Source organism: Celeribacter baekdonensis, assembly GCF_900102315.1.
Classification (GTDB): Bacteria; Pseudomonadota; Alphaproteobacteria; order Rhodobacterales; family Rhodobacteraceae; genus Celeribacter; species Celeribacter baekdonensis.
Window position 1 is genome coordinate 301827 of the sequence record NZ_FNBL01000003.1, and the last position, 13691, is coordinate 315517.

The following is a 13691-nucleotide window of genomic DNA, read 5'->3' on the forward strand; positions in this document are numbered from 1 at the left end:
AATCATATGACCAGACGCGCAGAGGTGCCACGAAAACACGCATCTGTTGGCCGTGAAAAAGGCCGGGACTGAGCCCGGCCTTTCAAATCGTCCCCTTATGGCAAGGTCAGGTCATCGGCGTGATGACGATTTCGACGCGGCGGTTTTGCGCGCGGCCTTCCGGGGTGAGGTTGGTGGTCACAGGCGCATCTTCGCCGCGGCCATAGGCCTGAACCCGGCCCGGAGCCACACCATTGGCGGTCAGGATCGTCGCCACAGCAGAGGCGCGGCGGGTCGACAAGGCTTGGTTGTAGGTCGCAGAGCCGGTGTTGTCCGTGTGACCGATCACCTGAACCGTGGTGTTCGGATAATCCTGAAGGTTATAGGCCAGTTTGCTCAGGTCGCTTTGCAGCGAGGGCATCACAACGGAGCTATCGGTGGCAAACAGAATGTCCTGTGGCATGGTGACGATCAACTGCGAGCCGGTGTTGACGATTTTCACGTCATCATTGCCGAGGTCCTGACGCAAATCTGCGGCTTGTTTGTCCAATTGTTGACCGATGGCACCACCGATGGCCCCACCAATCACCGCACCGACGGCGGCTTTTGCCAATTTGTCGTCATTGGAGCTTGCGCCCAAAATGCCGCCAAGGGTCGCGCCGATAACGGCACCTTGGGTGGTTTTTTGATTGGAATCAGTGGCATAGGTGTCCATGCACGCAGTCAGGCCAAAACTGGCGATCAGCGGGATGGCAACGAAAAGAGGGGATTTCATATCGTATCCTCGTGTTAAAACTGCTCTGGCGCTGGTTTTACCGCTCTATTGCGCCAGAAACACGGTGGATTTTCGCGGAGCACGCAAGTGCGGCGGGTTTCTGCTCAGTCGGGAGGTGGAGTTGACTGTCGGCTTGCAGGCTTTCATAGGCCAAAAGCGCGCGTTTGACGGGTAAACCCCAGTGATAGCCGCCCAAAGCGCCGGTTTTGCGCAAAACGCGGTGGCAGGGGATCAGCCAGCTCACCGGGTTGCGCCCGACGGCGGTGCCGACCGCACGCACGGCTTTGGGCGCACCAATGGCCGCAGCAATGTCGGAATAGGTGGTGACCTGACCCGAAGGGATCGACAAAAGCGCCTCCCAGACTTTGATCTGAAACGGCGCGCCGATGAGGTGCAGTTTCAGATCGCCGCCGCCGATGGCTGCGGTGATGTAGGGGCGCACGGCTTCGGTGTCCTCGATGTAGGTGGCGGCGGGCCAACGCCCGGAGAGGTCGGCAAAGGCCGCCTCTCGCGTGGTCTCAGACGTAAATGCGAGGGCGCAGAGGCCACGTTCGGTGGACATGGCCAAGGCTTCGCCAAAGGGTGTGGCGAACCAGCCGTAAGCAAGGGTCAGCCCCGCACCTTTGCGGGCAAAATCCCCCGGCGTCATCGCATCCCAGCGCATAAACAGGTCGTGCAGGCGGCCCGTGCCGGACAGCCCGGCACCATCGGCGGCCTCAACCATTGTATGATTGCGTGCAATCATCGCCTTGGCGTGGCCCAAGGTTAGATATTGCTGAAACCGTTTAGGCGACACTCCGGCCCATTGCGAAAAGATTTTTTGCGCGTGATGCGGGCTCATGCCCAGATCCTGTGCCAGCGCGTCAAGCGGCAAGGGCAGGGGGGCCTGATCCAGCAGGTCGATGGCGCGACGGATCACGTTGTAATGGTATTGGTCCTCAAGTGGCGATGGTGCGTTGGTCACAGTCTGTATCCGGGATCTGATGGAATCTCCCAAAGCCTAATCGCTTTGTTGCCCTCTGCCGACCCGAAACTTGTCGAAACGTCGGCGCATTCTGGCATCAGGCGGCCATGCGCCGCGCCGCGATTACGGAGCGGGGGTGCAACACCAAAGCCTCGCCCCGGTGGAGCATCAGGCGGGCAGATTGCGTGCTTAGGTGATGTGGCCCGAGTTTTGCGATGATTTTTCCCGCAGTTTTGGACGACAGCATGGATAGGGTGTTTGCATCGGCAAACAGGCTTTCGATCCAAACCCCTTCGGCCAAAAGCACCTCATGCTCCGCCATGAGCAGGTGGCAATAGGCATATTCCGGATGGGGGATATTGAAGTTGGCCTCTGCTTCGGTGGCGATGTCGAAGGCGGGCACGAAAACTTCAGATTCGGCGAAATAGAGTTCAATCTGCGGTGCGCTCAATAGAATATGGTGGTCCGGCGACAGGATCAGATCGCGTTCAGGGGTGCGTTCGCCCAAAGCGCCTGCGACGATGCGCATCGGTTTGGCGACATTGGCCTCATCCAAGGCACTTCTCCCGACCCAAAGGAGCGGTTGATATCCGTGATCGCGCGTCAACAACAGATCGCCGGGGCGCAGCCATTCGACGGGTTGCGGGCCCTCGGCGGTTTCAATCATCACACCGGGACCGAACCCCGAAAGAGATTTGGGACCGCTTTGAAGTGTGTGATCTGGCATCAAAGCCTCATCGGACAAACGCTCCGCCCCCGTCATCCCCATTCCCACAAAAGGGCTCATATCCGCAACAGCGTTCATATGTGTGATCCTGCGATAGTGTGTGATCCTGGGATAGCCAAGTTAGGGCGAGTTTTTCAGGAAACCTTGAAGGCCGGATTAATCACCCCCCGTCTCAAAGGCTCTAAATTGCGCGTATTTTCATCTGATTTTAGGAAAACCGCACGCATGTCACCTACGACTTGCTCAAAACGGCGGGACAAGGCATTAGAACGCCCATGAAACAGCTTGAGTATCACACGATCAAAGAGATCTTCACCCGGTTCCAAGCCGCCGAGGCCGAGCCGAAAGGCGAGCTTGATCACGTCAACGCCTATACTTTGGTGGTGGCCGTCGCGCTTTCGGCGCAGGCGACCGATAAGGGCGTGAACAAGGCCACGAATGCCCTGTTCAAAATCGCCGATACGCCGCAAAAGATGCTCGATTTGGGCGAAGAGGGCTTGATAGAGCATATCAAAACCATCGGCCTCTATCGCAATAAGGCCAAGAATGTCATCAAACTGAGCCAGATTTTGGTCGATGACTATGATGGTGAGGTGCCCTCGTCCCGTGCGGCTCTTGAAAGTCTGCCGGGCGTGGGGCGCAAAACCGCCAATGTGGTGTTGAACATGTGGTGGCATGTGCCGACCCAAGCTGTCGACACCCATATTTTCCGGTTCGGCAATCGTTCGGGCGTGGCCGTGGGCAAAGATGTCGTCGCGGTCGAACGCGCGATTGAGGATCACATCCCCGCCGAATTCCAACAACACGCGCATCACTGGATGATCCTGCACGGACGCTACACCTGCAAAGCGCGTAAACCTTTGTGCAGCACATGTTTGATACGAGACCTCTGCGCCTTCGAGGAGAAGAATTTTGACTAAAACCTATCAGGTTGTCGGTATCGGCAACGCCATCGTCGATGTGATCAGCCAGGCCGATGACAGTTTCCTCGACCTTATGGGGATCGACAAAGGCATCATGCAGCTTGTCGAAAGAGAGCGCGGTGAGATGCTTTATGGCGCGATGGAAAACCGGGTTCAAACGCCGGGTGGGTCCGTGGCCAACACTCTGGCGGGGCTGGGTATGCTGGGGCTGAAAACCGGCTTTATCGGGCGGGTGCATGACGACGCTCTGGGACGGTTTTATGCCGCCGAGATGGTGGCCGATGGCACCGCCTTTGTGAATGCGCCTGTGCCGGGTGGCGAATTGCCAACCTCGCGGTCGATGATTTTCGTTTCCCCCGATGGCGAGCGGTCGATGAACACTTACTTAGGGATTTCTTCGGAAATTTCCGAAGCTGATGTGACCGAGGCGGCCGCAGGCGACACGGACATCATGTTCCTTGAGGGCTATCTTTACGACAAACCCAAGGGCAAACACGCCTTTGACCAAGCCGCGAAACTGACCAAAGCGGCAGGCGGCAAGGTTGGGATTTCGCTGTCCGATCCGTTCTGTGTGGACCGTCACCGCGCCGATTTCCGTACCTTTGTCAAAGAGATGGATTTCGTCATCGGCAACGAACACGAATGGGAAAGCCTCTATCAGGCCGACCTGTCGACGGCCTTGGAATTGGCGGCCTTCGAATGCGGCCTCGTGGTCTGTTCGCGCGGCGGCTCTGACGTGGTGTTGGTGCGTGGCGATGAAGAGGCGGTGGTGCCGGTCAAACGCGTGCAACCCGTGGATACCACGGGGGCGGGCGATCAATTTGCGGCGGGCTTTCTTTATGGCTACGCCACCGGGCAAAGCCTTGCCACCTGTGGTCGGATGGGCTGTGTGGCCGCCGCCGAGGTGATTTCCCACATCGGCCCGCGCCCGGAGGCGGACCTCAAGGTCTTGTTCCAAAAAGAGGGGCTGATCTAAGGCCTGACCTCGGATCAAAAACGGCGCGCGGGAGGCTCCCCGCGCGCCGTTTTTATGAGTATTTGAGCTGCCATGAAGATCAGTGCGCTTCGGCCCAATTGTTGCCAATACCGGCATCCACCTCAATCGGGACATCGAGTTTGACGGCGGGTCCGGCGGCGTTTTCCATCACGTCTTTGACCACGTCGATCACCTGATCACAGGCGTCTTCATCGACCTCGAAAATCAATTCATCGTGGACCTGCAACAACATGGTGGCGGGCAGATCACGGATCGCATCGGGCATCCGCACCATGGCGCGGCGGATGATGTCGGCGGCGGCACCTTGGATCGGGGCGTTGATCGCGGCGCGTTTGGCAAAGCCGGCCTGTGGCCCTTTGGTAGCAATTTCCGGCGTGTGGATTTTGCGGCCAAACAGGGTTTGGACATAAAGGTGCTCTTTGGCGAAAGCCACGGTGTCGTCCATATAGGCGCGGATACCGGGGAAACGTTCGAAATAGCGGTCGATAAAGCCCTGTGCCTCGCCGCGCGGAATACGCAGGTTTCGTGCAAGTCCAAAGCCCGAAATGCCGTAAATCACACCAAAATTGATCGCTTTGGCTTGGCGGCGGACCATTGGGTCCATGCCTTCAATCGGCACGCCGAACATCTCGCTTGCGGTCATGGCGTGAATATCCAACCCGTCGCGAAACGCCTGTTTGAGACTGTCGATCCCGGCGACATGGGCCAGGATGCGCAGTTCGATTTGCGAGTAATCGAGCGAGATCAGCTTGCGCCCTTTGGGGGCAATAAAGGCCTCACGAATGCGGCGGCCTTCGTCCGAGCGAACCGGGATGTTTTGCAGGTTCGGATCGGTCGAGGACAAACGACCGGTGACTGCGCCGGTTTGTACATAAGAGGTGTGAACGCGACCCGTTTCGGGGTTGATGAACCGTTGCAGCGCGTCGGTGTAGGTTGATTTCAGCTTGGAGAGTTGACGCCAATCCAGCACACGGGCGGGCAGGTCATGCCCCTCGGAGGCGAGGTCTTCGAGGATGTCCACACCCGTGGCATAGGCCCCGGTTTTGCCTTTTTTGCCGCCGGGCAACGACATTTTATCAAACAGGATTTCGCCCAATTGCTTGGGGGAGCCGACGTTGAAATTTTCGCCCGCCAGATCGTGAATTTCGGCCTCAAGCCCGGCCATTTTTTGCGCGAAAGCGTTGGACATGCGCGACAACACATCGCGATCGACCATGACGCCCGCCATTTCCATCTGTGCCAAAACCGGCGAGAGCGGACGCTCCAGAGTTTCGTAGACGGTGGTGACCTGTTCGGTGTGGAGTTTTGGTTTGAACACCTGCCACAGGCGCAGGGTGACATCGGCATCTTCGGCGGCATAGGCGACCGCTTTGCTGATCTCGACCTTGTCAAAGGTAATCATGGATTTGCCACTGCCCAAAAGCTCTTTTGTCGGGATCGGAACATGGTCCAGATAGCGCTCGGACAGGGCGTCCATGCCGTGATTGTGCAGACCGGCGTGCAGCGCGTAGGACATCAACATGGTGTCATCATAGGGCGCGACGCGCACGCCGTTGCGGGCGAACATCTTGGCATCATATTTCATATTCTGGCCGATTTTGAGGATGCTGTCGTCCTCCAAAACCGGCCTGAGGGCGTCCAGAACCATGGGCTTGGCCAATTGCCCGTCGACAAGGTTTGCGCCACCAAACAGGTCATCTTCGCCAATCGTGTGGCTCAAGGGGATGTAACAGGCGGCGCCCGGTTCGACGCAGAGCGAAATGCCGACAAGCTCGGCCTGCATCTCATCCAAACTGGTGGTTTCCGTGTCCACGGCGACATAGCCGCGGGCATAGATTGCGTCGATCCAACGCTCAAGCGCGCCCATGGTCGAGACTTTTTCATAGGCTTCGGTGTCAAACGGCAGCACTTTTGGCGTGGCCGGGGCCTCCGACGTGGTCGTGGGGGCCGGAACGTCCGGGACCGCAGGGGCCTCGACGCCAAAGCGTTCGGAGACGCGTTTGACGATGGTGCGGAACTCCATTTTGGCGAGAAAGGCGAGGAGATCATCGAGCTTGGGGGTTTGTACCTCAAGACTGTCGAGGGAGAAATCCAGGACCATGTCACAATCAAGTTTCACCAAGTCGCGCGACACGCGGATTTGGTCGATATTGTCGATCAGGGCCTGACGGCGTTTGGGTTGTTTGATCTCTTCGGCGCGGGCCAAAAGTGTCTCAAGATCGCCATATTCATTGATCAAAAGCGCCGCCGTTTTGATCCCGATCCCCGGCGCGCCGGGCACATTATCCACCGAATCTCCCGCCAGCGCCTGCACATCGACAACCCGTTCGGGACCGACGCCGAATTTCTCTTCGACGCCTTCGCGGTCAATGCGTTTGTTTTTCATTGGATCGAGCATTTCAACCCCGCCGCCGATCAATTGCATCAGATCCTTGTCCGATGAAATGATGGTGACTCGCCCTCCCGCTTCGCGTGCCTGACAGGACAGCGTGCCAATGATGTCGTCGGCTTCAAACCCTTCGATTTCGATGCAAGACACATTGAACGCGCGGGTGGCTTCGCGGGTCAGTGGGAATTGTGGCACCAGTTCTTCGGGGGCAGGGGGGCGGTTGGCCTTATAGGCGGGATAGAGGTCGTTGCGAAAGGTTTTCCCGGAATAATCAAAGATAACAGCGGCGTGGGTGGGCGCATCATTGCCAGTGTTGGCCTCGATATAGCGGTAGAGCATGTTGCAAAACCCGGCGACGGCCCCGACGGGAAGCCCATCGGATTTGCGCGTCAGAGGAGGGAGCGCGTGGTAGGCCCTGAATATGAAGGCAGAGCCGTCAATGAGGTGAAGATGGCTGCCTTTACCGAATGTCATGACGCGTGTCCTCTGATCGCAAATCCCGCGCCTTGATAGCACGGAAAGCGTGAGGGGCTGCAACCCGGATACGCGTCTTTCTGTGATTAAAGCGTGCCGCCATAAACCTGTTTCACGGGTTTATGGCGGAACGCCCACACCCTTGATATGTCTGGCAGCGTCACACCTTTCCCCTGTCTCAGGTGAAAGGCGTGACGCTTTAGGAGGGCCGTTCAAAGGACGATCGGGCACCGCGAAGCTAAAATCAGGCGATTGCCCCTTTGGCCACAACCCCTTCTTTCATCCCTTGGGCGATAAAGATCAGCACGCTATGCCACGCCTTTTCAAGCTCCGATCCCCAGTCTTCGCCGCCGAATTCAGCAAACACTTCAACGAGCAAGTCGACGACCAAGTGCAATTTCGTTTCCCAAATGCCAAAACCGGAAAAATCGCGCCCCAAGGTGTGCAGTGTGGCAAACATGGCCTGAGGATGATCGAGGGAGAGAAAAGCGATTTCGAGAAGACCATTCACGCGACTGGATTCTTCCGTCAGGCTTTCCGAATAGAGATCGCGCGTGTGAGGCGCGATTTCAAACAGTCGGTCATAAAACCATTTGAACATCTCCGGTCGCGCCGGCGCGAGGCGCCGGAAGTCGTTTCGGACCAAAGAGATTTGTTTCACAGCCAGCACCAAGAACGCCTTTCACATCAATACAATGATGAGGCTAGGTGCAAGACTTTAAGATATTGCAAACATTCAGAAAGAGACGCCGATCAAGCGTCTTTGAGTTTTGCGCTTTCATGGATGAATTTTTTGTCGCAATAGCCGCATTCGACATAGCCCGTGTCGTGGGGGATTGCGAGCCAGACACGTGGATGACCCAAAGCGCCTTCGCTGCCATCACAGGCCACTTTCCAGGTAGAGACCACTTCGGTTTCTGGGGCTTGGATCGCCATGTTTGTCTGTCCCTTTATGACTGTTTTGCTGTCCATCATGCGACCTGAGCGGGGATGTGCGGCGCCAATCATGGGGTCTGCACCACCGCGCTGTTGCCGAAGCGCGTCCAACCGCCTAAGTCAGGTCAGCATGATAACGATCCGTGCGGCACGGACAAGAGGCATCCGCTTTATCTGACATGCCAAAGAGGGAGAGAGACCATGACCGATGCGATTGAGATCGAGGCTCTGCGCAAGACCTATAAGGGCAGCAAGGGTCAGCCGCCAAAAGAGGCGCTCAAGGGCATTGATTTGACCATCCCGCGCGGGTCGATTTTTGGCCTTTTGGGGCCGAATGGCGCGGGCAAATCGACGATGATCAATATCCTCGCCGGGCTGGTGATCAAATCCTCGGGCAAGGTCAAAATCTGGGGCTTTGATCAGGATGTGAATCCGCGACAATCGCGCGCCGCCATTGGCGTGATGCCGCAGGAGTTGAACCTTGATCCGTTCTTTACCCCACGCGGCGCTTTGGAGGTTCAGGCCGGATTATATGGCGTGCCAAAAAAGGACCGTCGTTCGGATGAAATCCTTGATTTGATTGGGTTAACCGACAAGGCGGACGCCTATGCGCGCACGCTCTCGGGGGGCATGCGTCGTCGGCTTTTGCTGGGCAAGGCGCTGGTGCACAATCCGCAAATTCTCGTGTTGGACGAACCGACGGCGGGCGTTGACATTGAGCTGCGTCAGATGCTTTGGACCAATGTGCGCCGCCTCAATGAGGAACGCGGCATGACCATCATTTTAACCACCCATTACCTCGAAGAAGCGCAGGAAATGTGTGACGAAATCGCCATCATCAACCACGGCGCATTGATCAAACGGGACACGACCAAAAATCTGTTGGGCTTGATGGACGCCAAGACGCTTTTGATCGAACCCAAAGGCGAGGCACCGGCGCAGTTTGATTTGCCGGAAGGCGTGCGGATGGAGCGCAAGAAAGACGGCACGTTTGTGTTTGATTATTCGCGCGGTAAAACCTCGGCCAATGCGATTTTGGATGCGGTGAAGGCCGCGGGAATCGTGATTGAAGATGTGCGCACGATGGAGCCCGATCTTGAGGATGTGTTTGTGGAACTGACCTCTGGAAAATAAGTGAGATCACGTAAACACGAAAGCCCCGCAATCGCGGGGCTTTGTCGTTTTTGGATCATATGGGATCAGCGGCTGGTCAGCGGGCCGATGGGTTCGCCACCCAAAAGATGGATGTGGAAATGCGGCACTTCCTGATGCGAATCTGGGCCGGAATTGGTGATCAACCGATAGCCATTGCCACCCGAGGCCTCTGACACGCCAAGCTGTTTGGCAATTTGCGCCACCGATTTGAAAAAATCGAGCTGCTCGGCATCTGAGGCGGCCTGTACAAAATGATCAAAGCACCGGTACGCCCCTTTGGGGATCACCAAAACATGGGTCGCTTTTTGCGGCGAAATGTCGGGGAACGCCAATGTATGGTCGCTTTCAAAAATCGGGCTGACCGGAATCTCTTTGCGCAGGATTTTGGCGAAAACATTCTGGGCGTCATAAGCATAGGGCATGGGGGTCTTCCTCAGTCGGAAAATAGATAATGCATCGAGACGATCTCGCGCGCGTCATCTTCGGAGATGTCGAGGAAACGTGCAAGCGGGCGGGCGTTTTCCTCGGGGGGTTTGGATTGGGAAATCCGGTCGTAATTCTCAAATTCCGCGTCGCGAATGCGGTCACCTTCGTGGTTGATGTCGGCGCGGATCGTCGGCAACAGCCGTTCCAACGCGTCCTCAGGCGTCTGATCACCGGCAAGCCCGGTGCGTTTGGCATGGCCGGTCAGATACTCATCGCTAAACTCGCATTCGATTTCCAAAAGCCGCGTGCCGGAGCGGTCGTTGTAAAAATCGCGAATAAGGTCGAGCCCCGCGGGATCAATGCAGACGACCATACGGTTGGTTTCGAAATAATCCAAAAGCATCCGCACCCAAGCGCGCCTGTGCCGGGTGCGTTTTTCCAAACTCTTCTCAATCCCGCCCAAATCCGGCAGCGGCGTATTTTCTTCGCTGAACAGATATTCGAGGCAGGGAATGTCGGTTTTCGCCTTGATCTGCGAGACGAGTCGCTTGGCAACGTGCCATTTTTTGCAAACAATCATCAAAAGTTCGCGGTCACGGCCCAGCGAGCTTTCGGTTTCCCAAAACCGCTGAGAAAAACGCCGACCATCGCGACCGCGCCCGGTCAGGAATTCAAACAGGGACCGTCCCTCGTTTGAAATTTTAAACTGAACCCCCTTGGCCGCGAACAAATCGCCCAATCGTTTCTTCAACTCTTTCGCCTCGGGCGAAATTTTGCGGGCGAACAGATAGTCCTGCGAGATCAGCAAATCATAGTGGTCATTATAAAACACCACGGGCATACCGTAGTCGGTGAACATCAAAAAGGTCAGGGTGCGGGTTTGGATTTCGTGTTCCGGCACAAGATGCGGCACGAGGGTTTGAAAAAAGGTTTCATCCGGAATCCATGTCGTGCGGAAAAACTGCATGACATCTTTGCGCTTTTTGATGAAATCCAAAATCCACTCGACGGTGCGCCGGCGCAAACACCACCATTGTGACCCGATCATAACCTGTAGATCATCGGGGATTTTGCGTTCAAGGCCAAACCGGCGTTGCCACCAAAAACTTTGATAAAACAACCACTTCTGTGTGCGCTCATTGAAAAAATGGCGATAAATCAGCCGCTCTTCCTTGATCCCGGTCTTGATCCAGTCGGAGGCGAAAAAATCGAAGCTTTCGATATAGTCCATGTCATTGCGGTCAAGGAAATCATGCATGTATTCGGCCGTTTTGACCGACATGCAATCGCCCGACAGCATGTAAAAATGGGTCGCGCGCGGGAAGGCCGCTTCCGCCGCTTCAAGCGCGTAAATCGTGGCTTGCACAAGGCTCCATTCACCCCAGCCACATTTGATCCGCTTGGTCGCAAAGGCGACATTCGGATTGTCTTTCAGGCCGTCTTTGATCGCCTCAAAGGTCTCTTTGCCGCCGCGCGCATCAAAGTGAATGGAGATGTAATCCCCGGTCCGCGTCAGGCGACGCGCCTGGTCAATGATGGCCTCAGGATCCTTGTGGCACAGGAGAATGAATGCAATTCGTGCCATTTTGGAAACCGTAACCTCATTTTTGCCGCATTGTTCGCATATAAGCGTAACCAATCATTGAATAATCAAGGTAAGTTTGCTTTTAAAGCGAAAAGGGTCACGGACGCGTGGCATATTAGGAGTTGTAGTAAAATATGGGCTTCCCTGGAACTTGGATGACAGAAAGCGAAAGTGTCGTATATCGCGTCGTCCCCAAATGCGCGTGTTCGACCATCGGACAGATCATGTTCTATTCTGATCATGGCGAGTTTTTCGATGGCGACATCCATGACAGCAAAGATCGGATGCACAAATGGGCCCAAGAGGGCAGCCAGCAGTTGATCGAAGCCAATGTGCAGGGTCACAAATCCTACGCCTTCACCTGTGTGCGCAATCCGTATACCCGTGTGCTGTCGTCGTTTTTTGACAAGGTCTGCGGCATTCAGCGCAATGGCAAACGCTATCGTGGCAATCTTGTCCCGCAGCTGATCCAAAAATACGGCATCGAAGTTGGCGGCGAGGACGGCAAGGACGAGTTCGACCAAATCGCCTCTTTCCGCCGGTTCCTGTTGTTCGTGCGTGATACCATCCGCTGGCGTCGCCCGATGGACCCGGACATTCACTGGTCCGCGATGGCCGGGCATGTCTCGACGTTCATCGTCAATGGCGGCACCTACGATAAGATTTTCTTTACCGAGAAGTTCAACGAAGGCATGCAGGACGTGCTCGATCACATCGAGACGCCGCATAACATCGACCTGGCCACGATCCCGCGGTTCAACGAATCCGAAGGCCACGGCCCAAAACGGCTTCACCCGGTTGAGGATTATTTCGACGATCTGTCGATGCATTTGATGTGGGAAATCTACAAAAAGGATTTCCAATTGTTCCAATACGACTTTGAAAACCCCGGCAATAAAATGCCCAAAGGCGACGTCGATCTGGACGAGGTTCACGCCAAACTTGGCGATTAAGCCCACTTAAGTGCGACATATAAGTGAGACATAAAACCCCCGCCGACTCGCATCGGCGGGGGTTTGTTTTGTCCGGGCCCTGATGTGGGCGCGAGATTATTGAACGTTGTTCACATCGCGAACGGCCAGCGTGTTGACGCCGTCGTTGGAGAGAACGGCAATCGCATCAGACGTTGCCGGACGGGACAATTGCACTTTCACGTTGGTGTTTGCACCAGCGTGCACAGCTTCGGAACCCAAAAGCGCACCGCGCTCACCGTTGTGGAAGTCGTAGATGTAAACCGTGCTGTTGGTGTCAGCGCGCACCAGATCAAGATTGACGGTCGAGGTCAGCGACTGAGCTTGGCCGGGGATGATGTAGTTCGGGCCAGCGAAAGCGGCAGAACCAGCAACGGCAACAACAGCAGCGGCAGCGAGAGTTTTGAAAGAGTTGGTCATGATAGAAGTCCTTTATCAGCGTTTCATTTAGGGCGACGCGCTGTCTGTGTGTTTTTGCGCGCCTCGATGAAATGGATATAGGGCTTGGCCTAGAATGTTTAAATGCGAACAAGCATTCAGATTTTATCGAATGCATTGTGCAAAAATGCGGATCACAATTTAGCGACCTTATCGTTATTTCGTGTGAAGATTGGGTGGTTTGGCGGAAAACCTACTGAAAACCGCATATATCCGGCAATTTTTGCAAAATCGCACACATCTGGTGGGATTGGCTCAAGAAACTGTCACATTCGCCCCTAAATACCCCAAAACCGCCGGATCAATCCGCCGCGCCAAGGAGTCAAAATCCGTCTCCCCGTCATGAAGTGCCGGATGGGCCATGCCAATGATGAGGTTCAAAACATCCTCCGCCGCTTGCTCTGGCTGCGGCACATCATGCTGGGTCAGGCACAGCGCCAAACGGGCGCGGGTTTGGGACATCATGGCCAAACTGTCCGGGTCGGGCGGCAATTGCGCTTCTAAATGTTCAAGGGCGTCTGCCCGATGCGCGCGATGCACATGGTGGTGGATCACCGCCCGAACCAGCCGCGCCATGGCAAAGGACAGGCTCTTTCCAACCACAAAATCCATCGCCCGAAAAATATCGTCACGCATCTGGGCGCGCATCTGCCGGATCAGTTCGGCAAAAATCGCCTCTTTCGAGGGGAAATATTGATAGAGCGACCCAACAGACACGCCCGCGCGATCTGCCACTGCATTTGTGGTCACCGCGTCTGCGCCTTGGGTTTCCAAAATGCGAGCCGCCGCCTCAAGGATCGCGTGAACCGTGGCCTTGGAGCGCGCTTGTCGCGGTGTTTTACGGGGCGATAGCGGGGGCGGGGCATTGGCCATGGGATGCGAGTTTCCAAAATGTGAGCAATGGCTCATGTTCAACTCAAAGCCCGCCGTTGACAAGTGCGCCCCTGCGGTG

Annotated in this window: 14 protein-coding genes; 4 read left to right on the forward strand and 10 right to left on the reverse strand. The window is 56.0% G+C overall.

The features are described from left to right. Window positions 1-106: 106 nt before the first annotated feature. The 3 genes from BLT54_RS08025 to BLT54_RS08035 all read right to left on the reverse strand — a co-directional run bounded on the left by BLT54_RS08025 (window position 107) and on the right by BLT54_RS08035 (window position 2523). Window positions 107-754 carry a YiaD family glycine zipper/OmpA-like lipoprotein gene (locus BLT54_RS08025; protein WP_074643268.1) on the reverse strand — a complete coding sequence of 216 codons (648 nt, stop codon included), beginning with the start codon at window positions 752-754 and terminating at the stop codon, window positions 107-109. 37 nt (window positions 755-791) lie between these two features. Beyond that, entirely contained in the window at window positions 792-1718 is a 927-nt protein-coding gene (locus tag BLT54_RS08030) for a methylated-DNA--[protein]-cysteine S-methyltransferase (protein ID WP_176832845.1), read from the reverse strand. Window positions 1719-1815: 97 nt separating this feature from the next. Then, complete coding sequence (locus BLT54_RS08035; RefSeq protein WP_074643270.1) at window positions 1816-2523, reverse strand: Hint domain-containing protein; 708 nt, start codon at window positions 2521-2523, stop codon at window positions 1816-1818. Between the two features lie 197 nt (window positions 2524-2720). On the opposite strand from BLT54_RS08035, the gene nth reads away from it, so the two are divergent. Further along, window positions 2721-3365, forward strand: a complete 645-nt coding sequence (gene nth / locus BLT54_RS08040; protein ID WP_074643273.1) for an endonuclease III — start codon at window positions 2721-2723, stop codon at window positions 3363-3365. After that, the gene (locus BLT54_RS08045; protein ID WP_074643276.1) at window positions 3358-4344 is read left to right on the forward strand and encodes an adenosine kinase; all 987 of its coding nucleotides are present in this window, start codon (window positions 3358-3360) and stop codon (window positions 4342-4344) included. The genes nth and BLT54_RS08045 overlap by 8 nt, the downstream gene beginning before the upstream one ends. Window positions 4345-4423: 79 nt before the next feature. Here BLT54_RS08045 and polA read toward each other — a convergent pair whose 3' ends face one another. The 3 genes from polA to BLT54_RS08060 form a co-directional block, all read right to left on the reverse strand. Continuing rightward, window positions 4424-7228, reverse strand: coding sequence for a DNA polymerase I (polA, locus tag BLT54_RS08050; RefSeq protein ID WP_074643279.1), 2805 nt, complete (start codon window positions 7226-7228; stop codon window positions 4424-4426). 244 nt (window positions 7229-7472) lie between these two features. Continuing rightward, window positions 7473-7898 carry a globin family protein gene (locus BLT54_RS08055; RefSeq protein WP_074643281.1) on the reverse strand — a complete coding sequence of 142 codons (426 nt, stop codon included), beginning with the start codon at window positions 7896-7898 and terminating at the stop codon, window positions 7473-7475. Window positions 7899-7981: 83 nt separating this feature from the next. Beyond that, window positions 7982-8164 (reverse strand): zinc-finger domain-containing protein, encoded by a 183-nt coding sequence (locus BLT54_RS08060; protein WP_074643284.1) that lies wholly within the window; start codon window positions 8162-8164, stop codon window positions 7982-7984. A gap of 201 nt (window positions 8165-8365) precedes the next feature. Between BLT54_RS08060 and BLT54_RS08065 the strand changes: the two genes are divergently transcribed. Next, window positions 8366-9298 carry an ABC transporter ATP-binding protein gene (locus BLT54_RS08065; protein WP_074643286.1) on the forward strand — a complete coding sequence of 311 codons (933 nt, stop codon included), beginning with the start codon at window positions 8366-8368 and terminating at the stop codon, window positions 9296-9298. 65 nt (window positions 9299-9363) lie between these two features. Here the strand turns inward: BLT54_RS08065 and BLT54_RS08070 are convergent, their stop codons facing one another. Both BLT54_RS08070 and BLT54_RS08075 read right to left on the reverse strand, forming a co-directional pair. Next, on the reverse strand, window positions 9364-9741 hold the full coding sequence (locus tag BLT54_RS08070; RefSeq protein ID WP_074643289.1) for an HIT domain-containing protein: 378 nt from the start codon (window positions 9739-9741) through the stop codon (window positions 9364-9366). Between the two features lie 11 nt (window positions 9742-9752). Continuing rightward, entirely contained in the window at window positions 9753-11330 is a 1578-nt protein-coding gene (locus BLT54_RS08075; RefSeq protein ID WP_074643292.1) for a DUF5928 domain-containing protein, read from the reverse strand. Between the two features lie 134 nt (window positions 11331-11464). Between BLT54_RS08075 and BLT54_RS08080 the strand changes: the two genes are divergently transcribed. Then, window positions 11465-12283, forward strand: a complete 819-nt coding sequence (locus BLT54_RS08080; RefSeq protein ID WP_074643296.1) for a sulfotransferase family protein — start codon at window positions 11465-11467, stop codon at window positions 12281-12283. A 96-nt stretch (window positions 12284-12379) separates the two neighbouring features. Here the strand turns inward: BLT54_RS08080 and BLT54_RS08085 are convergent, their stop codons facing one another. Together BLT54_RS08085 and BLT54_RS08090 are read right to left on the reverse strand one after the other, a co-directional pair. After that, window positions 12380-12721, reverse strand: coding sequence for a hypothetical protein (locus BLT54_RS08085; RefSeq protein WP_074643298.1), 342 nt, complete (start codon window positions 12719-12721; stop codon window positions 12380-12382). 273 nt (window positions 12722-12994) lie between these two features. Further along, window positions 12995-13648 (reverse strand): TetR/AcrR family transcriptional regulator, encoded by a 654-nt coding sequence (locus BLT54_RS08090; protein WP_176832846.1) that lies wholly within the window; start codon window positions 13646-13648, stop codon window positions 12995-12997. Window positions 13649-13691 lie beyond the last annotated feature (43 nt).